Source organism: Clostridium sp. LIBA-8553, from assembly GCF_057782465.1.
The window spans coordinates 119,482-142,127 of the sequence record NZ_CM173489.1; the positions used below are offsets into that span (position 1 = coordinate 119,482).

Consider the following 22,646-nt stretch of genomic DNA (forward strand, 5'->3'; position numbering starts at 1 on the left):
TATTTATTGTTATTTGGAGTATATTTTATTTTATTGAAAAAAAAGATAGAGAAAATAAATAAAGCTTTAAGCAAGAAAAATAAATAGATTTATATTTGACATTAAGTAAAAATAAACTTAATTTAAATAGCCTTTCAAAAGAAAGGCTATTTTTTTATAAATAAATCAGTAATAAACATAAGAAGTAAATAAAATACATGTACTATTTCTAGGAAAACAATTACAATTTAAGTACATTATGTAAAAATAGTAAGATTAAGAGGGGGAGAGAAGATGAAGAAAAACATTAGAAAAATAATAGCATCTACGGCATTAGCTGCAATGACAATTAGTGTTTTACCGTCAAATTTAGTTGTTTTTGCAACTGATGGAACAACTAAAAATTTTTATGAAATCTATCCAAAGCCACAAGAAATTAATTATAGTGGAGGAGAATTTCAATTAAGTGATGAAATAAATATCGTATATGATGAAGGTATTGATATTTATACTAAAAATCGTGTTAATGAGGTTTTAGAATCTAGCAATTTAGAAGCTACTGTTTCAAATGAAATAGTACCAGGTAAAACAAACTTCTTAGTAGGTATTAACGAGTCAGGAGGATTTGTTGACAATTATTTTAATGATAATGTACCTCATGAAGAGAGCTTTTTTGATGAGAAGATGGATTCAAATATAGTAACTGTTAAAGATGGGGTAATAGGTGTAATAGGTGAAGATACAGATAGTGCTTTCTATGGAGTAACTACTTTAAAGCATGTATTTAATCAGTTAGAAGATGATAAGATGATTCAAAATTTCAGAGCAGATGACTATGCAGAAGTTGCTCATAGAGGGTTTATAGAAGGATATTATGGAAACCCTTGGTCTAATGAGGATAGAGCAGAACTTATGAAGTTTGGTGGAGACTATAAGTTAAACCAATATGTATTTGCTCCTAAGGATGATCCTTATCATAACAGTAAGTGGAGAGAGTTATATCCAGAAGAAAAATTATCTGAAATTAAAAAGTTAGCTCAAGTTGGTAATGAAACTAAGAATAGATATGTATATGCTCTACATCCATTTATGAGTAGTCCAGTGAGATTTGATACAGAGGAAAATTACCAAGAGGATTTAGGAATAATTAAGGCTAAATTTGCTCAGCTTTTAGAGAATGATGTTAGACAATTTGCTATATTAGCTGACGATGCTGCAGCACCAGCTCAAGGAGCTAGTATGTATGTTAAACTTCTTACTGATTTAACAAGATGGTTAGAAGAACAGCAAGATACTTATCCAGACTTAAAAACTGATTTAATGTTTTGCCCATCAGATTATTATGGTAATGGAAGTTCAGCTCAGCTAAAAGAATTAAATAAAGCTGAAGACAATGTAAGTATTGTTATGACTGGAGGCAGAATTTGGGGAGAAGTAGATGAGAACTTTGCTAATAACTTCATGAATAATATTACAACAGAGGGGAATCCGGGAAGAGCCCCGTTCTTCTGGATTAACTGGCCTTGTTCAGATAACTCAAAACAGCACCTAATAATGGGAGGAAATGATACATTCTTACATCCAGGTGTTGACCCAAGTAAAATAGATGGTATTGTTCTAAATCCTATGCAACAGGCAGAAGCTAACAAATCAGCTCTTTTTGCTGTAGCTGATTATGCATGGAATATATGGGATAATAAGGAGCAAGCTGACCAAAACTGGCATGACTCATTTAAGTACATGGATCATGGAACTGCTGAGGAAACTAATTCTTCATTAGCATTACGTGAAATGAGTAAACATATGATAAATCAAAATATGGATAGTCGTGTTACTAAACTAGAGGAATCAATAGATTTAGCACCTAAATTAACAGAGTTTAAGAATAAATATGATAGTGGTGTTAGTATTAAAGAAGATGCATTAGCCTTAATAGAAGAGTTTGAAAATCTTCAAAAAGCGGCTGAATACTATAAAAATAATCCAGGAAATCCACGTACTAGAGATCAAATAATATACTGGTTAAATTGCTGGGAAGATACAACGAATGCTGCTATAGGATACTTAAAGTCAGCCATCGCAGTTGAAGATGGTGATGATGAAGAGGCTTGGGTTAATTACTCAGAAGCTCAAAGTGCCTTTGAAAAATCAAAAACTTATGGTTTCCACTATGTAGATCACACTGAATATGCGGAGGTTGGAGTTCAACATATTGTTCCATTTATAAAGCATATGGGACAGAACTTATCAGCTGTTATAGGCTCAATTGTAGATCCAAATAAAGTAATAGCAACGTATATAAGTAATAGACAAGATTCTCAATCAGGAAACCCAGATAATATTTTTGATAATAATGCTGGAACAGAAATAGTATATAAGAATCCAAATAGAGTAGAGGTTGGAACTTATGTAGGGGTTAAGTACAGTAATCCTATAACTTTAAATAATGTTGAATTCTTAATGGGAGCTAATTCAAACCCAAATGATACAATGCAAAAAGCTAAAATTCAATATACTGTTGATGGAAAAGAGTGGGTTGATTTAGAAGAAGGTGTTGAATATACAATGCCTAAAGCTGTAAAGGTAGAAAACTTAGATCTAAAGGTTAGAGGAGTTCGCTTAATAGCCACAGAGGCAAGAGAAAATACTTGGTTAGGTGTTAGAGATATTAATGTAAATAAGAAAGAGGATTCAAACTCAGGTATAGACTTTAATCCAAGTTTAATAAGAAGTGAATCTTGGAGTGTTTATGAAGGAAATGAAACTAATCTTTTAGACGGTGATGATAACACTGGCGTTTGGTATAGAACAGCTAATGGAGACACATCTTTAGCAGGAGAATTCATTGGTTTAGATTTAGGTAAAGAAATCAAGCTTGATGGAATTAGATTTGTAATAGGAAAAAATGGTGGAGGAAGTTCTGATAAGTGGAATAAATTTAAACTTGAATACTCACTAGATAATGAAAATTGGACAACTATTAAGGAGTATGATAAAACAGGTGCTCCAGCTGGTAAGGATGTCATAGAAGAATCATTTGAAACTCCTATTTCAGCTAAATATGTAAGACTTACTAATATGGAGAATATTAATAAGTGGCTTACTTTCTCAGAGTTTGGAATAAAGAGTGATGAATTAGAAAGCGCAGGAAATAAAGAGAATGTATATACAAATACAGAGATAGAATTATTATCCTTAGCTAAGGAAGATGTAACTAAGTTATTGCCATTAGATAATATAACTTTAAATACTGGGGAGTATGTTGGTGTTGAATTAGATCGTATTAAGGATTTAAGTACTATTAATTTTGAAGTTTCAAATGATACAGGATTAAAACTACAAAGCTCTATGAATGGTGTTGAATGGACTGATATAACAGACCTTAACACTTTAGAAGATGGAAGATATGTAAGGTTATTAAATACAAGCAATGAGGCTGTTAACTTTAATTTAACTAAGTTTGAGGTTAATTCAACTGAGGTTTATGAACCATCTTTAGTTGAAGCTTATGTTGGGGATACTGGAGCGAAAAAAGCTGTAGATGGAGACTTAAAAACAAGTGTTAAGTTTAATGGAGCTCCTAAATTTGGAGATACTATAGTTTATGACCTAGGACAAGATATACTTGTAGATAACTTAAAGTATGTTGTATTAGATACTGAGATTGACCATATAAGAGATGGTAAAATCCAATTATCTTTAGATGGTGAAACTTGGACAGATGCAATTACTATTGGAGATGGAGTAGAAAATGGTGTAGATGATATGTATGCTAAACCATTAGAAAACGGATATATACATGGAAACCAATCAGGTGGAATAGTTCCAATAGATAGTGCTTATGTTGAAGGAGCTAATTTAAATCAAAAGGCTAGATATGTAAGAATATTATTTACTGCTCCATATAGACATCGTTGGACTGTTATAAACGAGCTTATGATAAACAATGGAGAGTATATTCCTACAGTAAATGACCCAACTTATATTTCAAATCCAATTGAAGAAAGAGGGTTTGCTCCAAAGAATTTAAAAGATGGAGATTTAACTACTTCATACAAACCTAATACTAATAATGGTGAGATAAATGAAGGAAGCATAACTTATCGTCTATCAGAGAAAACTGATGTTAGAAAGGTTACTATAGTTCAAGATGGAAGCTCAATATCTAATGCTAAGGTTATGGCTAGAGTTGGAGATGGCAGTGAGAATGTAACTGATGAATGGGTTCAATTAGGTACATTAAGTAATAGCTTAAATGAATTCATAAATCGTGATTATAGCAATATTTATGAAATAAAGATTGAGTGGACAGATGTTGCTCCAAACATTTATGAAATAATAACTTTAAATCAAGAGTTTGAGTTCCCAGTGAACGATGCTTTAAGAGCAAAATATGATGAACTTGTTGATTTAAATGGAGATGAGTATACTTTAAGTAGTTTTGAGGCTTTAAAAGAAGCATTAGATAATGCAAAAGATATTTTAGATGATTCTAATTCTTCTCAAAAGAAAATAGACAAGGCTTTAGAAAAATTAAGCAAGGCAGAAGAAGGATTAGCTTTAAGAGCAACTGATTTTGAAGCTTTCGATGAAGTCTTAGCTTTAGGAAATTCTTTAGTAGAAGAAGATTACACAGCTGAATCATGGGCTGGATTCAGTGAAAAATTAGCACTTGCTAATGAAGCTGATAAAAATAGAGCAGATTATACTCAAGAGCAAATAAATCAAATAGTATCTGACTTAGATGCTTCAATAAAAGCTTTAGTTAAAGATATTCCAGAAGTTGATAAAGCAGATTTAGAAGCTTTAATCAACCAAGGTAAATCCTTAGTAGAAGAGGCTGTAGAAGGTTTTGAAGTTGGTGAATACCATAAAGGAGCTAAGGCTGCTTTAACAAATGAAATCAATAAGGCTGAAGAAATATTCAATAAGGAAGATACTACTCAAGAGGAAATAAACTCAGCTAAAGAAGCTTTAAATAGTGCAATAGAAATCTTCAACTCTCTAATAATTGAGGAAAGTACAGGAGACTTCAATGGTAATGGAAAGATTGATATAGGTGACTTAGCAATGGTTTCTAGAAACTATGGAAGTAATAATACTTCTCTTGATTTAAATAAAGATGGAGTTGTTGATGAATATGAAATAAGCTTTATAAATCATAGAATATTAAACTAAGATAATTTTTAGGGTAAAATTAAATTTTAGAATTTAAGGGATCATATAGGTATTTAAAATCAAGTTTATAGTATTAATCTAAAAGTTAGTGTTATAAATTGTGATTTGGTATCTAAATATGATCCCTTTTAGTTTCAAAAATATCTTCATAAAATGAATTTAAGTGAAAAGATAAAATAAAATTAATTGAAGAAAAGGTAAACAAAATTATATTTTAGTTTAAAGGAAAAAACTTCGAAAATAATGCTGTATAGGGCATAGTTTCTATGAAAATTTATATAGTTTAATTGTAAATCAATTCTTTATACTATATAATGTTAATGAATTATTAAATTAAATATTTAGAAATAGGTTAGATAGTTAGCTTGAAAACTATCCATTAAAAGGGAAGTTGGGTTTAAATCCCACGCGGTCCCGCCGCTGTAATAGAGGAGTCTTTTGTATTTAAAACCACTGAAACATAAGGTTTTGGGAAGGTTACAAAAGGTGATGATACTTAAGCCAGAAGACCTGCCTGTTTTTAAAACATCAAATCCTACGGGAAATAGGAGGTGTTGTGCTTTGGTAAGTTATATTTTTTTTAGAATTTTTATAGCCCCTAGACGCAATGTCTAGGGGTTTTTATTTTTAGAATTAAATTTTTATCTTAAAAGAGCAGGGAATGTATATCTTTACTTACTTGAAATTATGTAGGAGTAATATATTTGCTTTTACAGATTTTTAGTAAAAGTAGTAAGGGCGTTAGATAAGACTTTTAAGGCTAAAGATAATAGAAGCCTATTTTAAGGAATGGAGATACAAAACAAAAATATAATTTAAGGAGTAGAATTATTATGTCAAAAAAGAATCAAGTATTTTTAGGATTTTTATTAATGTTCTTATTAATACCAAGAAGTGTTTCAGCTATGCATATTATGGAAGGATTTTTACAACCTAAGTGGTGTATAGCATGGGGTGTTATAACTATACCTTTTATAGTATTAGGACTATTTTCTATCAAGAAAAAAGTTGGAAATAATCCAAGACTAAAAATATTATTAGCTATGGCAGGGGCTTATGCTTTTGTGCTTTCAGCATTAAAGCTTCCATCAGTTACAGGTAGTTGCTCACATCCTACAGGGGTTGGGCTTGCAGCAATATTATTTGGACCTACAGCAGCATCAGTTTTAGGACTTATCGTTCTTTTATTCCAAGCATTACTTTTAGCACATGGAGGACTTACAACTCTCGGAGCTAATACTTTTTCAATGGCTGTTGTTGGACCTTTAGTATCATATGGACTTTATAAATTAGTGAAAAAACTTAATGGACCAACATGGTTAGGAGTATTTTTAGCATCAGCTCTTGGTGACTTAGCAACATATATGGTTACTTCAGTTCAATTAGGACTAGCTTTCCCAGCAGAAGTTGGTGGAGTTATGGCTTCAGTTATGAAGTTCATGGGTATATTTGCTATAACTCAAATTCCTTTAGCTATAAGCGAGGGAATATTAACTGTTATAATATTTAACACAATAGAAAACTATGCAAAAGATGATTTAATGGAACTTAATATTATTTCAAGGGAGGTAAAATAATGAAAAATAAAAGAGTAGTAACTAATGTAATATTAATTTTATTAGTTGTATTTATTACAATTATACCTTTCTTTGTGGCTAAGAATGGTGAGTTCGGTGGATCTGATGATCAAGCAGAAGAAGCAATAACACAAATAGATGAAAGTTATGAACCGTGGTTTTCACCTATATTTGAACCTGCAAGTGGAGAAATAGAGAGTTTATTATTTGCTCTACAAGCAGCTATAGGAGCTGGAATAATTGGGTTTGGATTAGGTTATTTAAAGGGTAAAAAGAAAGTGAACGACGAAGTAAATGATAAACATTGATAAATATGCTTATTCATCAAAATTAAAAGTTATTAATCCGGCAGAAAAGATGTTTTTTGCGTTGATAACTTTAGGGGTATGCCTTTGGGCAAATAATTGTATTGTTTCTATGCTTGTAATAAGTCTTATGACTTTTTTAATAACTAAGGTTGGAAAAACAAAATTAAGTGTTTTTATAAAATTGATGATGGTACCAATAGCTTTTTTAATAATAGGTATCTTAACAATAGTTATAAGTTATTCATTAAATAGAGAGACTTTTCTAGTGTCAATTAAGTTCTTCAATGGATGGATTGGAGTCTCTAAAAGTGGAATTTTTCAAGGAATTAATATGTTTTTAAAGGTAATGGGATCTCTGAGTTGTTTATATTTTATATCTTTGACAACACCAATGATAGATGTAATATCAGTTTTATCAAAGCTAAGGATACCAAGCTTTTTAATAGAATTAATAAGCTTAGTATATAGGTTTATATTTATAATTTTAGAGACCTCAGAAATGATGTTTATATCGCAGAATTCAAGGTTAGGATATAGAGATATAAGAACATCGTATAAATCTTTAGGAGCTCTTGCATCAACATTATTTATACGTTCATTTAAAAGAGCTAATGATTTGTATACAGCTTTAGAGGCTAGAGGATATAATGGGGAGCTTAAGGTTTTAGAAGAAAAACCTCAAAAAAGGAGCTACATTTACATTTTAACTATAATCATTAACCTGATTTTTATAGGAATAGCTATATTTATTAAGTAGAGTAGGAGGATTTTATGGAAGACTATATATTAAAAGTAGAAGGGCTTAATTATAATTATTCAGATGGAACTCATGCTCTAAAGGGTATAGATATGAATATAAAAAGAGGAGAAGTAACGGCTATATTAGGAGGAAATGGTGTAGGGAAATCTACTTTATTTCAAAACTTTAATGGTATATTAAAGCCTTCTTCAGGAAGAATACTTTTTGAAAATAATCCAATTGATTACTCTAGGAAAGGAATTATGAAACTTAGAGAATCTATAGGAATTGTTTTTCAAGACCCTGATAATCAGCTTTTTTCAGCCAGTGTATACCAGGATGTTTCCTTTGGGGCTGTGAATATGAAACTACCAGAGGACGAAATTAGAAGAAGAGTAGATAATGCATTAAAAAGAACTGGTATAGAACATCTAAAAAATAAACCAACTCATTGTTTAAGCTTTGGTCAAAAGAAGAGAGTAGCAATTGCAGGGGTTCTAGTTATGGAACCAAAGGTTTTAATATTGGATGAGCCAACGGCAGGTTTAGATCCAATGGGCGTTTCCGAAATAATGAAGTTATTGGTGGAAATGCAAAATGAGCTTGGAATAACAATAATAATAGCAACTCATGATATAGATATTGTGCCATTATATTGTGATAATGTCTTTGTTATGCAAGAAGGAAAAGTAATATTACACGGAAATCCTAAAGAGGTATTTTCTAAAAAGGAGACTATAAGAAAAGTTAATTTGAGATTACCTAGAATTGGACATCTTATGGAAATTTTAAAAGAAAAAGATGGCTTTGTATTTGATGAATTATCATTGACTATCGGACAAGCTAGAAAAACAATAAATTCTTGGAAAATTAAAATATTTAAGGATTAATAATTAAATAAGATGAAATAAGTAAAAAGGTTTATATCAGAGTAATTATAGAAATAAGTAGCTTTGATATAAACCTTTTATACTAAATAAACTTTAAGTTAGCATAAATATAAATGTATTCTTAAAATTTTTTAGTAAAAAATGTTTAACTATATACTAAAGTTAATATCTTGTAATTCTTCTTAAAACTTATTTACAGATATTTTATTCAACAACACTATTCTTAATACCATCCTTATATTTAATCTTAAAGAATAATATTATTATGGCAAATATAAAAGTACAAGAATTAGCTAAGATAACAGCTAAATCATTCATTATAAAGCCATGGATAATCCAAAGAAAAACACCCATTGTAAACATTGAATACATTATAAGAGATATACCTGAGGTATCTTTAGTTTTTATTACTTTTATCGCTTGAGGAATAAAGGATGCTGTTGTTAAAATTGCAGCTAATGAACCGATCATAAAATTTTCTCCTTACCTTTTAAAACTACCATATGGTAATAATCTATAGATAAGAACTAGTTGCATATATAAAAATGAAGTTGTGAAATTTCACAACTTTCTGGAAAAAGTTGCATTGTTATGAAACTAGGAACAGAGTATATGAATAGTATTGTAAATGTTATCATTGATTGCTATTATTTAATTAACAAATCGTACAAGAAAAGTTCATTTAAGTAGATAAAGTATGAACTGTACTTGGACTTATAAAATATAACTTAAGTATTATGGGTTTCTTAAAATACTTAAGTTAAGGGTAACAATAGGATTTATAAAATGAGGTGGTAAAGAATGATGCAAAAAATTCAACGTTTTGGAGCTGCAATGTTTACACCAGTTTTACTATTTGCTTTTGCAGGTATAACAGTAGGACTATGTATTCTATTCAAAAATCCAGACATAGTAGGACCAATTGCAAATGAAGGTACTTTATGGTATCAAATTTGGACACTTATTGAAGAAGGTGGATGGACAGTATTTAGACAACTTCCATTACTATTTGTTGTTGGTTTACCAATAGCATTAGCTAAAAAGGCTCAAGCAAGGGCTTGTATGGAAGCTTTAGTTACATATTTAACTTTTAACTACTTTGTTAATTCAATGCTAACTCAATGGGGTGGATTTTTCGGAGTTGACTTTGCACAAGAAGTTGGTGGAGTAAGTGGATTAACAACTATAGCCGGTATTAAAACATTTGATACTGGTATGATAGGAGCAATCTTAATAGCTGGTATAGCTGTTTGGTTACATAATCGTTTCTTTGATACAGAATTACCAGAGTACTTAGGAATATTCAGAGGATCATCTTTCGTAGTTATGATAGGATTCTTTGTAATGATTCCAACAGCATTCATAATTTGTTTAGTATGGCCAGCAGTTCAAAATGGAATTAATTCATTACAAGGATTCTTAGCTTCATCAGGAATAGTAGGGGTTTGGATATACACATTCCTAGAACGTATATTAATACCAACAGGATTACATCACTTTATTTATGGACCATTTATATTTGGACCAGCCGTTGTAGAAGGGGGAATAGCTACTTATTGGCCTCAACACTTAGCTCAATATGCTATGTCACAACAAAGCTTAACAGAGTTATTCCCAGCAGGTGGATTTGCTTTACATGGACATTCAAAAATATTTGGTTCAGTAGGTATAGCCTTAGCATTATATGCTACAGCTAAGCCTAATAAAAAGAAAATTGTCGCAGGTTTATTAATACCAGCAACATTAACAGCTATATTAGCTGGTATCACAGAACCATTAGAATTTACATTCTTATTCGTTGCACCAATACTATTTGTTATACATGCAGTCTTAGCAGCTACTTTAGCAGCTACAGAATTTGCTTTTGGAGTAGCAGGTAACTTTGGTGGAGGAATAATTGAATGGGCTGCCCAAAACTGGATACCTTTAGCTAAGAATCATTGGCAAACATATTTAATTCAAATAGCTATAGGACTATGTTTCACAGCAATATATTTCTTTGTATTTAGATTCTTCATACTTAAATTAAATCTTAAGACTCCAGGTAGAGAAGATGATGATGAAGAAACTAAACTATACACTAAAGCTGATTACAAAGCTAAAAAAGGTGAAGAATCAAGAAGTGAAAACAAATCCGGTAAAAATAAAACAGCTCAAAAAGCTGAAGCGATTTTAGAAGCTTTAGGAGGAAAAGAGAATATAGTAGATGTTACAAACTGTGCAACTCGTTTACGTTTAACTGTAAAAGATGAAAGTAAATTAGCTTCGGATGCAGCGTTTAAAGCTGCTGGAGCTCTTGGAGTTGTTAGAAATGGAAAGGCTATTCAAGTAATAATAGGTTTATCAGTCTCTCAAGTTAGAGAAGAGTTTGAACAACTTTTATAATACAAGCATACAATTGACTCAAATACCTAAAAACACCATGGAGCAAGGTCCTCATGGTGTTTTTTTTATTAGATGTCAATCAAGATTGTCTTGCCGTTTTATCTAAAATAAATATTGATTAAAAAAATAATCTTATTAAAAATTACAGGTATTTAAAAAATTTATAGAATAAAATTGTTTGGTTGAATAAATAATGCATTAATGTAGAGGAGTTCAAAAATAGTAAAACTATGGTATTATTAAAGCAAGAGATAATTTTAATGTAGATTAATTGTAAAAAACTAAAATTTGTTCATATATAAACGGATTTTATAAATAATGACATTTAAGTTATTTGTATTATTTGGAGGGCTAGTATGAGATTAGAAGAGCTTGTAAACAAACATTATGATAAATTAAATCATAGCGATTTGCATATTTGGAAATATGTATTTAATAATAAAAAAGATTGTTGCAATCTAACCATTGATGAGTTAGCAAATAGATGTAATGTGTCTAGAACAACAGTTTTAAGATTTGCACAGAAACTTTCACTAAAAGGATATAGCGAGCTTAAGATATATCTAAAATGGGAGAGTGAAGATAAAGAAGTTGAAGAGCGAGATTATTTAAAGGTTGTTTGTAATGATATAACAAAATTCATAAATGATATGCAAGAAAAAGATTTTTCTAGTGTTTGTAGTCTTATGTACAATGCTAAAAGAATATTTGTTTATGGAACTGGGGCAGTACAGTCAGCAGTTGCGGCTGAACTAAAAAGGATTTTCTTATCAGGTCAGGAATGTATATATAATATACAGGGGGAAGCTGAGGCTGATATGATTTTAAATACAATAAGTGATGAAGATTTAATAATTTTAATATCATTAACTGGAGAATCAAATCATATTAAGGCTTTAGCTAAGCAATTTAAGTTAAGAAATGTTCCTATAATATCTATAACAAAATTGAAGAATAATGCCTTAGCTAGATTAAGTGATGAAAATTTATACATAAATACATCAAGGCATGATTTAGGTGGAGGAAAAGAATACGAATCAACAGCCTTATTTTTTACTCTTGCAGAGATGATATTCTTAAAATATTCAATGTATAAAAATGATTTAAAAAAGGAAGATATAGATTAATTTTAGATATAACCCATTTGGTAGATCATATCAAATAAACCCTAAAATTTATGAGATTTAGGGACTTATTTGATATGGTCTATTTTGTTTTGTAATTATATTTTAAGGTAGTGTTAATTTCAGATAATCATTTAAAATTAATAATAGTAAATATAACTCTTTTTATTAAATTTTTAAGTGGGAAAATTCACAGTAAATGTTACTAATAACAACAATAAGAGAAAAGTACCTAAAGAAGCTAATCTTATTGAAAACGTTTTGTAGAGTTGATATTATTCTCTTACAGAAATATTTAAGGGAAAAATTGTATATATGAAATTGGGGGTATAAGGGTTTATGATGCAAAAAATTCAAAGATTTGGTGGCGCAATGTTTACGCCAGTACTGTTGTTTGCTTTCTCAGGTATAATGGTTGGATTAGCAATCCTGTTTAAGAATCCAGAAATTATGGGAAGCATAGCAGCTGAGGGAAGTACTTGGGTTCAGGTTTGGACATTGTTAGAAGAGGGAGCATGGACTGTTTTTAGACAGTTACCACTATTGTTTGTTATTGGGTTACCTATTGGTCTTGCTAAGAAACAACAGGCACGTGCATGTATGGAGGCTTTGGTTGTTTACTTAACTTTTAATTATTTTCTAAATGCCATTCTTACAATGTGGGGATCAACTTTCGGGGTCGATTTTTTACAAGAAGTAGGAGGCGGTTCTGGTTTAACTTTAATAGCTGGAATAAAGACTTTAGATACTGGTATGGTTGGTTCAATATTAATAGCAGGTATAGTTGTTTATTTACATGATAAGTTCTTTGATGTTAAACTACCTGAATTCCTAGGAACTTTTAAAGGGTCTTCCTTTGTAGTTATGATAGCATTTTTCGTTATGATACCTGTTGCATTCTTAATGGCATTTATTTGGCCAAAAATACAGGGAATAATTGCTTCAATGCAAGGATTCTTGACTTCATCAGGAGTTATAGGAGTATGGGTTTATACATTCCTTGAAAGATTTTTAATACCAACAGGATTACATCATTTTATTTATTCACCTTTTATATTTGATTCAGCTGTAGTTAATGGTGGAATAAATGTTTATTGGGCAACACATTTAGGTGAGTTTGCTACTTCAGCACAAAGTCTAAAAGAAATGTTCCCAGAAGGAGGATTTGCCCTTCATGGTTTATCTAAGGTATTTGGATCTTTAGGAATAGCGTTAGCACTTTATTTTACTGCTAAGCCAAGCAAGAAAAAGTTGGTTGCAGGTCTTTTAATACCGGCCACACTTACAGCTGTAGTTGCAGGAATTACTGAGCCTTTAGAATTTACATTTTTATTTATAGCACCGGCTTTATTCTTAGTACATTCATTATTGGCAGCCACGCTTTCAGCTGTTTCTTATGCCTTTGGAGTTGTTGGAAACTTTGGAAGTGGTCTTATAGAATGGGCCGCATTAAACTGGATTCCATTATTCAAATATCATGCTAACACATATATAGCTCAAATAGTTATCGGATTAATATTTACAGGAATATATTTCTTTGTATTTAGATTCCTAATACTTAAGTTTAACTTTAAAACTCCAGGAAGAGAAGATGATAATGAAGAAACTAAGTTGTATACTAAGGCTGATTATAAGAATAAGAAGGCTGGAGAGGTAAATGAATCAAATAAAGCAGCAGTATTCTTAAAAGCCTTAGGGGGAAGTGAAAATATAGTTGATGTTACTAACTGTGCTACTAGATTGAGAATCTCTGTTAAAGATCCAGAAAAGGTTCAGGATCAATCAGTGTTTAAAGCTGCTGGAGCACATGGCTTAGTAAAAAAAGGAAAGGCTATTCAGATTATAGTTGGACTTTCTGTTCCAAGTGTTAGAGAGGAGTTCGAAGGTCTATTAACTCAAACTAATAAGTAATTAAAAATATTTATATTAAGTAAGGGTTGTACATTTTTAGGTGCAGCCCTGAACTTTTTTATAGATAAAATTATAGATTTGGAGATGATTTATATGGAAAAATTAAGTTTATTAAGAGAGGCAATAGAGGATAACAAGGCTCAAAATGAAACAATGTTAAACCTTATAGAAGAGGGAACATGTGGAGATTTCGTTGAAAGAATAAATAGAAGCAATAGAATATTTATCTATGGAAAAGGAATAAGTTCAACAATATTAGGACAGGAACTAAAAAGAGCTTTTACTTCTTTAGGCAAGTATATTTTTGATTTTTATAAAGCTGATGAAATTGATGCTGTTTTAAGCTTAATAAGGGGTGATGATTGTATTATAATAATTTCCTTAGAGAATTCACAAGAGCATTTATATAAAATTAAAGAGAGATTAGAAAAAGAAGAAATTAGTAAGTTTTTTATAGGTTTAGATAAAGAGAAAAAGGTTCCAGTTTGTAGTGATGATTTAGAGAGAATAGATAAAAATCATGATGAGGTTTATGAAGGATTAGAATTATATTGTATGCTTATTAGATTTTTATATAAATTATGTAACATGTGAAAATAAGATATTGAAAAGTGTAAAAAGTGATGTTTTTATATTAAAAACATCACTTAAAATTACTCTATAAGCTACTTAAGAAGAAGTTTAATTGACCTGTGAAATTTCACAGTAAATGAGAGTATGTACTAATGGGTGATACTATTCCCTAAAGTCGCTGAAAACGTTGTGTACAGAAAAAAGCTTTGTTATTATTAACTCATAGAAACGAACTAAAAAGATTTTGAAATAAATCAAGGTATAGTTTAGGAGGAGATTTTTATGAAGAAATTTTCAATAGTTATAGCAGGTGGCGGAAGTACATTTACACCAGGAATAGTTTTAATGTTATTAGATAACTTAGATAAATTCCCAATAAGAAAGATTAAATTTTATGATAATGATGCTGAGAGACAAGAAACAATAGCAAAAGCTTGTGAAATATTATTAAGAGAAAGAGCTCCAGAAATAGAGTTCTTAGCAACAGTAGATCCAGAAGAAGCATTTACTGATATAGATTTCGTAATGGCTCACATAAGAGTTGGGAAATACGCTATGAGAGAATTAGATGAAAAAATTCCACTAAAACATGGTGTAGTTGGACAAGAAACTTGTGGACCAGGAGGAATAGCTTATGGTATGAGATCAATTGGTGGAATATTAGAAATAATAGATTACATGGAAAAATATTCACCAAATGCATGGATGCTTAACTATTCAAATCCAGCAGCTATAGTTGCTGAAGCTACAAGAAAGTTAAAACCAAATTCAAAGGTTTTAAATATATGTGATATGCCAATAGGTATAGAAACTCATATGGCTCAAATTTTAGGATTAGAATCAAGAAAAGATATGATAGTTAAATACTATGGCTTAAATCACTTTGGATGGTGGTCAAGCATCAGAGATAAAGAAGGTAATGATTTAATGCCAAGATTAAAAGAACATGTAGCTAAACATGGTTACATCGTTGACATAGATGAAAACCAACATTCAGAAGCAAGTTGGAATGATACTTTTGCTAAGGCTAAAGATATACTAGCAGTAGATCCAACTCATCTACCAAATACTTATTTAAAATATTATTTATTCCAAGATTATGTTGTAAATCATTCAGATAAAAATTATACAAGAGCAAATGAAGTTATGGATGGAAGAGAAAAATTTGTATTTGGAGAATGTAGAAAAGTTATAGAGAAAGGAACTGCTGAAGGATCAGGATTACACATTGATGAACATGCTTCATATATAGTTGATTTAGCAAGAGCTATAGCATTTAATACTCAAGAAAGAATGTTACTTATAGTTGAAAATAACGGAGCTATAGAAAACTTTGATAAGACTGCAATGGTTGAAATACCTTGTATAGTAGGATCAAATGGACCAGAACCATTAGTTGTTGGAGATATTCCAAGATTCCAAAAAGGGTTAATGGAACAACAAGTAGCAGTTGAAAAGCTAGTTGTAGAAGCTTGGGCAGAAAAATCATATCAAAAATTATGGCAAGCTTTAACTTTATCAAAAACTGTACCAAGTGCAACAGTTGCTAAGGAAATATTAGATGATTTAATAGAAGCTAATAAGGAATTCTGGCCAGAATTAAAATAGTTAAATGATTTCTTTAAAATATATATAAATTATACAATAGGAAAACACTTGTTTTACAAAAAACGAGTGTTTTCTTCTATTTTATATGTTAATCTGCAAAGATAAATAAAAAAATATTGTGCTATATATGTAAAATATTACATTATATGGTATAATGTTTATTATAGGAAGTTTTTGGGGGTAAGGGATATGCGTTTTAGAATTGTTGAAAGTGTAGATGATTATTATTGGGACGATGTTTGGAAAATCTATAAAAGTAGCTTTCCAATTTATAAACAAAGAAGCCTAAAGATGCAAGAAGAAGCTATGAAAAACAAAGATTTTAAGTGCTTGGCAGCTATATTTAAAAAAAGAGTTGTTGGAATAATTTTCTATTGGGATTTGGACACCTTTAGGTATGTGGAACACCTAGGTTGGGATAAGGAATTAAAGTGTTCTGGGTATGAATGCGAAATTCTTTCAAAACTTTGTGAAGATAATAGACCAACTATAATAGAACTAGACAAAATAGCAGATGATGAAACTATTTCAAGAGTTATTTCTTATGAAGAGCTTGGGTTTAAGAAGAATATATACATGCATAAGCACCCAGCTTATAGGAGATTATCTGAAGATATAAATTCAGTTGTTCTTAGTTATCCTAATAAATTAACTTTTGAAGACTACTTATATTTTGATAATATTTTAGTAAATGAAGTCATGATTTATAAAGATAATTAAACTATTTTTAACCAAAAGAGAAAATGGCTCATATAATATGTTTAGTTTATAATTAAAATGTAAATTTAAACTAAATGAGGCTTAGAGGTGAGAAAAATTTTTAATATTAATATATCAGATTTAAATGACTTGGAATTAGATGTTTATAAATATATATTAGAAAATAAAGAAAAGGTAGTTTACATGACAATAAGAGAATTGGCCGATGAAGTTCATGTTTCCACAGCCACTATTTTAAGGTTCTGTAAGAAGAATGAATTTAGTGGTTTTAGTGAATTTAAGACCTTTCTTAAAAACAATTTAAAAGAAGAAAAATTATCCACTGCCTTTGAGAAAATAGATTATTTTGATGAGTTTTTAAAAAATATAGAAGGCATAAATAAACAAGTTGATGAATTAAAAGAACTAATTAAAAATAAAGATACAATATTATTTATTGGAATAGGAAGTTCAGGAGCTATGGCATCTTATGCAGCTAAATATATGTCCTATTTTGGTAAGTTTTCAATACATATTGATGATCCTTTTTATCCTATAAATACAAAATCATTAAATAATAGTATGGCTATAATTTTATCTGTTTCTGGAGAAAATTCTTCAATAATAGGAATGGTAGAAAAGCTTAAGTCTTTAGGGGTAGAGACGTTAAGTATAACAAATAAGCGAAGCAATACATTGGCTAAATTAACTGATTATACAATAAATTATTACATAAGTCAGGAAAGATATTATTATGAAGCGGGAAGTTCTCTTGAGTATAATGATGTAACATCACATCTCCCAACAGTTTATATAATCGAAAGATTAGCGAGAAATTGCAAGAGTAACAAGGTGTTTTAAAAGTGTCACAAGTAACAAAATAAAGTTACTTGTGACACTTATTTTCATATTAAACATTTTAAATTTTCTTTATGATATGATTTCATTAAGAGATGAAAGGGAGTGTTTTTTTATGAAATATTTAAATCTTGATAAATTTAATAAGAACTTTTTATGGGGCTCTGCATCAGCGGCGTATCAAATTGAAGGAGCTTGGGATAAGGATGGAAAAGGACCTTCAGTTTGGGATATTTATACTAAAATCCCTGGAACAACTTTTAAAGGAACCAACGGTGATGTTGCAGTTGACCATTATGATAGATATAAAGAAGATGTAGCCTTGATGAAGGAGATGGGTTTAAAAGCTTATAGATTTTCTATAAGTTGGCCAAGAATATATCCAAAAGGAAAAGGAGAAGTAAATCAAAAGGGATTAGACTTCTATAATAATTTAATAGATGAATTAATTAAAAATAATATAGAACCAATTATAACTTTATATCATTGGGATTTACCTCAAGCTCTTATGGATGAATATAATGGATGGGAATCTAGGGAAATAATTGAGGATTTTAATAACTATGCAGTAACTTTATTTAAAGCCTTTGGAGATAGAGTAAAGTATTGGGTTACTTTAAATGAGCAAAATATATTCATAAAATTAGGATATGCCATAGCTCTTCATCCTCCTGGAGTTAAGGATTTAAAAAGAATGTATGAAGCTAACCATATAGCTAACTTAGCTAATGCTAAAGCAATAGACTCATTCAGAAAACTTAATTTAAAGGGAATGATAGGGCCTAGCTTTGCTTATTCACCTTCATACTATAATTCACCAAATCCAGAGGACATATTAGCTGGAGAAAATGCCGAACTTTTAAATAATGATTGGTGGTTAGAAGTTTATTGTAATGGAGAATATCCGATTAGAGCATGGAAATACTTAGCTAGAGAAGGATTAACACCTACTATAGAAGAAGGTGATATTGAGTTGTTAAAGAAGGGAAGACCTGACTTTATGGGTGTTAACTACTATCAAACAACAACTTATGAGGAAAATCCATTAGAAGGTGGAGTTGGAGAAGGAACATTTAATAATAGTGGTAAGAAAGGTACTACACAAGATAGTGGAATTCCTGGAGTATATAAAACAGTTAAAAATAAGTATTTAGAAGCAACAGACTGGGATTGGACTATAGACCCAGAGGGATTAAGAATAGGATTAAGAAGAATAACAGATAGATATAATTTACCTATACTTATTACTGAAAATGGACTAGGTGCTTTTGATACTTTAGAAGCAGGCAATGAAATTCACGACCAATATAGAATTGATTATTTACAAGCTCATGTAAAAGCGTGTAGAGAAGCAATAACTGATGGGGTAGACTTAATAGGATATTGTACTTGGTCATTTACAGATCTTTTAAGTTGGTTAAATGGATACCAGAAGAGGTATGGATTTGTATATGTTGATAGAGATGAGACAGATAATGGAACTTTAAATAGATATAAAAAGGATAGTTTCTATTGGTATAAAGATGTTATAAAAACTAATGGAGAAAATATAAAATAAACTGATTTTTTAAATAGATATAGAAGGAATATTTTTAACTAAAAGAATGATTTGAATTTTTTAATGGAGTAGCTTAAAGGTTGTTGAAATTAACAATTTAAATAAGCTACTTTCTTTTATATAAATAGATTTAAATATTATTTTAATAGATTAATCTTTTAATAATCTTTTAAAAGTTTAGCATTAAGAATTTTTATAGTTTACATTAAAGTTAACATAATAAATTCATATTTTTTAGTATAATAGACTTTAAAAGGATTTGGTATTAGGAGGGGTTTTTTATGAAGAATATAAACATAGGTAATAGTGGGGTAATAGCTTCAGAAATTTCTTTAGGATGTATGAGAATTGCAGATATGTCTAAGAAAGAGGCTAATTTACTTATAAATACTGCATTAGATGAGGGGATAACTCTTTTTGATCATGCAGATATATATGGACAAGGAAAATCAGAAGAAGTTTTTGCAGATGCAATTGATATGAATCCAAGCATTAGAGAAAAAATTATAATTCAAAGTAAGTGCGGAATAAGACCTGGATTTTTTGATTTCTCTAAAGAGCATATATTAAATTCTGTAGATGGGATCTTAAAAAGATTAAAAACTAACTACTTAGATATTTTACTTTTACACAGACCGGATACATTGATGGAGCCTGAGGAGGTTGCTGAAGCTTTTGAAATTTTAAGCAATAGTGGTAAGGTTAAAAAATTTGGAGTTAGTAATCAAAATCCCATGCAAATACAATTACTTAATAAGTTTTTAAAAGATAATATAATAGCTAATCAACTTCAACTTAGCTTAACTAACACTGGAATGATAGATTCAGGGTTGAATGTTAACATGGAAATAGCTCCTTCAATAGATAGGGATGGAAGTGTCTTAGAGTTTTGTCGTTTAAATGATATAACAATACAACCATGGTCTCCTTTCCAATATGGATTCTTTGAAGGTGTATTCTTAAATAATCCTAAGTTTAAGGAGCTTAATGATAAAATAGATGAATTTGCAAAAAAATATAATGTTACCAAAGAAGCTATTGCTATTGCTTGGATATTAAGACATCCAGCTAAGATGCAACCTATTGTTGGAACTACTAATAGAGATAGAATCAAAGCTATATGTAAAGCTTCAGATATAGTATTAAGCAGAGAAGAATGGTATGAACTTTATAGAGCAGCAGGAAATAAACTTCCTTAGCACATAAAAGTATGTTAAAAGAAGTTTATTGAGTTATAAGTTTAGAAAATAGTTTTTTTATTTAAAATTGGCGCAAGTTAAGATATAAAATTGAGAAGAGATGCTTAAATATATAAAGCATCTCTTCTCAATTTAAAATTTAATAATTAGTTATTTTTATTTACATAATAGCACTTAAGCAGAAAAATCTTAGTTTATTAAAATTATTTCAAAAATAATTATTAAACTTTTATACAAATTTTAATAATTACGAAAAAAATAAGACTTATTTTGTATAAAAATACAATTTATTTACATTTTAAGGTATTTATTTTAATTTAAATATTATATTAAAAATAAAAAAAGGATAAAAATTATAAAAATAGATAATATAAATAAATTGAGATAGAATAATTTAACATTTTATTAATAAGTTGCTAGCATAGAAGAATAAATATTATAAAAAGTAATGTTAAATTAATAAATATACATGGTCGAATTTTGTAATTTGAATGTTATTTACTAATTTGGTAAATGATTTTAAAATATAATTAATGATAATTTATTATTTAAAGTTATAATAAATTACAAGTTCCGTTTAATTATGAGCTTTTAATATAAGTGGCTTTGATGATTTATTACATTTATTTAAATCTTTATTAAGTAAAGAAATTGGAGAGTTTTAATTGGAGGATGATATTAAAATTAAAAAGGGAGAGTATGATAAGATGTTTACAAAGGAGTTAAAGGATTTATTAGCAGGTTTATATCAAAAATATGGCTGCACTCAAGAAGTTCTTAAGCTAAGCAATATAATAGATAGGATTGTGGTTGAAGAACAAAGTGAAAGATTAAAAGAATATAAAGAAAGAAAATATAATATTAATCTTAAAGGCAATAAACCAATATAATGCTTATTAACTCTAATGTTTAAAGAGAAAATCTTTAGACTATGGATACTACAATTAATTTTAAGAGACTTGATACTTAGATTTTATATTATATATTTTAATTATAAATAGAAAGTCTATACTACCTTAAAGTAGTATAGACTTTCTATTGTTATTTATAAATTATGTAAATTAAAGGTTAAAAACTATATATTATAAGTGATTAGTGAATTTTTATTTAAATGATTTTATACTATTTAGTCTATCTTTTTGTTTTTGTTCAGGAGATTTCTTAAAGTCATATCCATAAACTGCGTTTTCAAAGTCACCATAAGTTGGATTTGGAATTACAATGTATTTTGTTCCAAAGAATTGAGCCTCTTTATCAACAATTTCTCTTCTTTCTTCATTTGATTTATTATCATATCCATCAGGAAAATCTCCTAAGTTATCTCCACAATAAATTGCAAGATTATAGTTTTCTTTTATTTTATTCCATCTAGCATCTTTGCTATTTGTATCTGTTTTTAAAAGTACGTGATCTTTATCAGCATTTACAAAGCCCAGTTTTTTCATGTTTTTAATTGTAGCATCAAGTTCTTTTTCTTCACTTCTATTAGATACATAAAAAACTTCAAGCCCTTTACTCTTTGCATAATCAGTAAAATCTTTAGCTCCATCTATTGCAGCAGCATCAGCCATTTGAACCCATTCTCCAAAGTTTTCTTTAGAATATAGTTCATTGTTTTTTATTTCATATCCTGCATGAGGTGAGTTATCTATTATTGTTTCATCAATATCTAGAGTAACTGCATATGGTTTATCAGTAGGTTCCTTGACTAATTCATCAATATATCTTTTTCCAGAGTTATATGCTTCGTATCTTAGAGCTTTTACCTCTCCTGAATTTTGTTGCCATAAAGTTGCTAAAACATTTCCTTTAATAAGTTGCTCTGTAGCGTTAGTTTCAGTAGTTTGTTCTATTTGAGATAATTCCTTTGCTGTTTGGTGATTTTCATAAACTAAAGTACCACCAGTTCCAACACCAATACCTATTATTGCTGATAGTATAATCGAAGTGATTTTTGAATTTTTCATAAAACCTTCCTTTCAAATGTTTCTTAAATATGTATGAATAGTTAAAATAGTTATTAATATGTTAACGCTTTCATTATATTTTATGTTATTGTC

At 29.5% G+C, this 22,646-nt stretch carries 17 protein-coding genes and 1 riboswitch; of the genes, 15 read left to right on the plus strand and 2 right to left on the minus strand.

Going from position 1 to position 22,646, the window contains the following annotated elements; all coding sequences use genetic code 11:
- Nucleotides 1–273: 273 nt before the first annotated feature.
- The 5 genes from nagH to AC2JAQ_RS00530 all read left to right on the plus strand — a co-directional run bounded on the left by nagH (nt 274) and on the right by AC2JAQ_RS00530 (nt 8,671).
- A complete protein-coding gene (gene nagH / locus AC2JAQ_RS00510; protein ID WP_488457394.1) occupies nt 274–5,157 on the plus strand; it encodes a hyaluronoglucosaminidase in 4,884 nt (1,627 codons plus the stop codon).
- Between the two features lie 332 nt (nt 5,158–5,489).
- A riboswitch (cobalamin riboswitch) is annotated at nt 5,490–5,689 on the plus strand.
- Nucleotides 5,690–5,990: 301 nt separating this feature from the next.
- Nucleotides 5,991–6,734 carry an energy-coupling factor ABC transporter permease gene (locus AC2JAQ_RS00515; protein WP_488457395.1) on the plus strand — a complete coding sequence of 248 codons (744 nt, stop codon included), beginning with the start codon at nt 5,991–5,993 and terminating at the stop codon, nt 6,732–6,734.
- Nucleotides 6,734–7,042 carry an energy-coupling factor ABC transporter substrate-binding protein gene (locus AC2JAQ_RS00520; protein WP_488457396.1) on the plus strand — a complete coding sequence of 103 codons (309 nt, stop codon included), beginning with the start codon at nt 6,734–6,736 and terminating at the stop codon, nt 7,040–7,042. The genes AC2JAQ_RS00515 and AC2JAQ_RS00520 overlap by 1 nt, the downstream gene beginning before the upstream one ends.
- Nucleotides 7,029–7,799: a cobalt ECF transporter T component CbiQ gene (gene cbiQ, locus AC2JAQ_RS00525; RefSeq protein ID WP_488457397.1), complete on the plus strand. Its 771-nt coding sequence runs from the start codon at nt 7,029–7,031 to the stop codon at nt 7,797–7,799. The genes AC2JAQ_RS00520 and cbiQ overlap by 14 nt, the downstream gene beginning before the upstream one ends.
- A 14-nt stretch (nt 7,800–7,813) precedes the next feature.
- Complete coding sequence (locus tag AC2JAQ_RS00530) at nt 7,814–8,671, plus strand: ATP-binding cassette domain-containing protein (RefSeq protein WP_488457398.1); 858 nt, start codon at nt 7,814–7,816, stop codon at nt 8,669–8,671.
- 204 nt (nt 8,672–8,875) lie between these two features.
- On the opposite strand, the gene AC2JAQ_RS00535 is transcribed toward AC2JAQ_RS00530, so the two are convergent.
- On the minus strand, nt 8,876–9,142 hold the full coding sequence (locus tag AC2JAQ_RS00535) for a SemiSWEET transporter (RefSeq protein WP_488457399.1): 267 nt from the start codon (nt 9,140–9,142) through the stop codon (nt 8,876–8,878).
- 330 nt (nt 9,143–9,472) lie between these two features.
- Here AC2JAQ_RS00535 and AC2JAQ_RS00540 point away from each other — a divergent pair, with 330 nt between their 5' ends.
- The 10 genes from AC2JAQ_RS00540 to AC2JAQ_RS00585 all read left to right on the plus strand — a co-directional run bounded on the left by AC2JAQ_RS00540 (nt 9,473) and on the right by AC2JAQ_RS00585 (nt 21,476).
- Nucleotides 9,473–11,056 (plus strand): alpha-glucoside-specific PTS transporter subunit IIBC, encoded by a 1,584-nt coding sequence (locus AC2JAQ_RS00540; protein WP_488457400.1) that lies wholly within the window; start codon nt 9,473–9,475, stop codon nt 11,054–11,056.
- Between the two features lie 356 nt (nt 11,057–11,412).
- Nucleotides 11,413–12,183: a MurR/RpiR family transcriptional regulator gene (locus AC2JAQ_RS00545; protein ID WP_488457401.1), complete on the plus strand. Its 771-nt coding sequence runs from the start codon at nt 11,413–11,415 to the stop codon at nt 12,181–12,183.
- A 336-nt stretch (nt 12,184–12,519) separates the two neighbouring features.
- Complete coding sequence (locus tag AC2JAQ_RS00550) at nt 12,520–14,091, plus strand: alpha-glucoside-specific PTS transporter subunit IIBC (protein WP_488457402.1); 1,572 nt, start codon at nt 12,520–12,522, stop codon at nt 14,089–14,091.
- A 93-nt stretch (nt 14,092–14,184) separates the two neighbouring features.
- Nucleotides 14,185–14,685, plus strand: coding sequence for an SIS domain-containing protein (locus AC2JAQ_RS00555; protein WP_488457403.1), 501 nt, complete (start codon nt 14,185–14,187; stop codon nt 14,683–14,685).
- A gap of 261 nt (nt 14,686–14,946) precedes the next feature.
- The gene (locus AC2JAQ_RS00560; RefSeq protein ID WP_488457404.1) at nt 14,947–16,272 is read left to right on the plus strand and encodes a 6-phospho-alpha-glucosidase; all 1,326 of its coding nucleotides are present in this window, start codon (nt 14,947–14,949) and stop codon (nt 16,270–16,272) included.
- 189 nt (nt 16,273–16,461) lie between these two features.
- The gene (locus AC2JAQ_RS00565; protein WP_488457405.1) at nt 16,462–16,992 is read left to right on the plus strand and encodes a hypothetical protein; all 531 of its coding nucleotides are present in this window, start codon (nt 16,462–16,464) and stop codon (nt 16,990–16,992) included.
- An 87-nt stretch (nt 16,993–17,079) separates the two neighbouring features.
- Nucleotides 17,080–17,832 carry a MurR/RpiR family transcriptional regulator gene (locus tag AC2JAQ_RS00570; protein ID WP_488457406.1) on the plus strand — a complete coding sequence of 251 codons (753 nt, stop codon included), beginning with the start codon at nt 17,080–17,082 and terminating at the stop codon, nt 17,830–17,832.
- A 112-nt stretch (nt 17,833–17,944) separates the two neighbouring features.
- On the plus strand, nt 17,945–19,387 hold the full coding sequence (locus AC2JAQ_RS00575) for a glycoside hydrolase family 1 protein (protein ID WP_488457407.1): 1,443 nt from the start codon (nt 17,945–17,947) through the stop codon (nt 19,385–19,387).
- Between the two features lie 281 nt (nt 19,388–19,668).
- Nucleotides 19,669–20,586, plus strand: coding sequence for an aldo/keto reductase (locus AC2JAQ_RS00580; RefSeq protein WP_488457408.1), 918 nt, complete (start codon nt 19,669–19,671; stop codon nt 20,584–20,586).
- A 665-nt stretch (nt 20,587–21,251) separates the two neighbouring features.
- Nucleotides 21,252–21,476: a hypothetical protein gene (locus AC2JAQ_RS00585; RefSeq protein WP_488457409.1), complete on the plus strand. Its 225-nt coding sequence runs from the start codon at nt 21,252–21,254 to the stop codon at nt 21,474–21,476.
- Nucleotides 21,477–21,689: 213 nt separating this feature from the next.
- Here AC2JAQ_RS00585 and AC2JAQ_RS00590 read toward each other — a convergent pair whose 3' ends face one another.
- Nucleotides 21,690–22,553, minus strand: a complete 864-nt coding sequence (locus AC2JAQ_RS00590) for a 5'-nucleotidase, lipoprotein e(P4) family (protein ID WP_488457410.1) — start codon at nt 22,551–22,553, stop codon at nt 21,690–21,692.
- Nucleotides 22,554–22,646: the final 93 nt, after the last annotated feature.

Bases quoted from the DNA above. Each gene is read 5' to 3' on its own strand.
- AC2JAQ_RS00565 (WP_488457405.1), top strand. From the start codon at position 16,462: ATGCGTTTTAGAATTGTTGAAAGTGTAGATGATTATTATTGGGACGAT.
- AC2JAQ_RS00555 (WP_488457403.1), top strand. From the start codon at position 14,185: ATGGAAAAATTAAGTTTATTAAGAGAGGCAATAGAGGATAACAAGGCT.
- AC2JAQ_RS00535 (WP_488457399.1), bottom strand. From the start codon at position 9,142: ATGATCGGTTCATTAGCTGCAATTTTAACAACAGCATCCTTTATTCCT.
- AC2JAQ_RS00590 (WP_488457410.1), bottom strand. From the start codon at position 22,553: ATGAAAAATTCAAAAATCACTTCGATTATACTATCAGCAATAATAGGT.
- AC2JAQ_RS00540 (WP_488457400.1), top strand. From the start codon at position 9,473: ATGATGCAAAAAATTCAACGTTTTGGAGCTGCAATGTTTACACCAGTT.
- AC2JAQ_RS00515 (WP_488457395.1), top strand. From the start codon at position 5,991: ATGTCAAAAAAGAATCAAGTATTTTTAGGATTTTTATTAATGTTCTTA.
- AC2JAQ_RS00520 (WP_488457396.1), top strand. From the start codon at position 6,734: ATGAAAAATAAAAGAGTAGTAACTAATGTAATATTAATTTTATTAGTT.
- AC2JAQ_RS00580 (WP_488457408.1), top strand. From the start codon at position 19,669: ATGAAGAATATAAACATAGGTAATAGTGGGGTAATAGCTTCAGAAATT.
- cbiQ (WP_488457397.1), top strand. From the start codon at position 7,029: ATGATAAACATTGATAAATATGCTTATTCATCAAAATTAAAAGTTATT.
- AC2JAQ_RS00560 (WP_488457404.1), top strand. From the start codon at position 14,947: ATGAAGAAATTTTCAATAGTTATAGCAGGTGGCGGAAGTACATTTACA.
- AC2JAQ_RS00545 (WP_488457401.1), top strand. From the start codon at position 11,413: ATGAGATTAGAAGAGCTTGTAAACAAACATTATGATAAATTAAATCAT.
- AC2JAQ_RS00530 (WP_488457398.1), top strand. From the start codon at position 7,814: ATGGAAGACTATATATTAAAAGTAGAAGGGCTTAATTATAATTATTCA.
- AC2JAQ_RS00550 (WP_488457402.1), top strand. From the start codon at position 12,520: ATGATGCAAAAAATTCAAAGATTTGGTGGCGCAATGTTTACGCCAGTA.
- nagH (WP_488457394.1), top strand. From the start codon at position 274: ATGAAGAAAAACATTAGAAAAATAATAGCATCTACGGCATTAGCTGCA.
- AC2JAQ_RS00575 (WP_488457407.1), top strand. From the start codon at position 17,945: ATGAAATATTTAAATCTTGATAAATTTAATAAGAACTTTTTATGGGGC.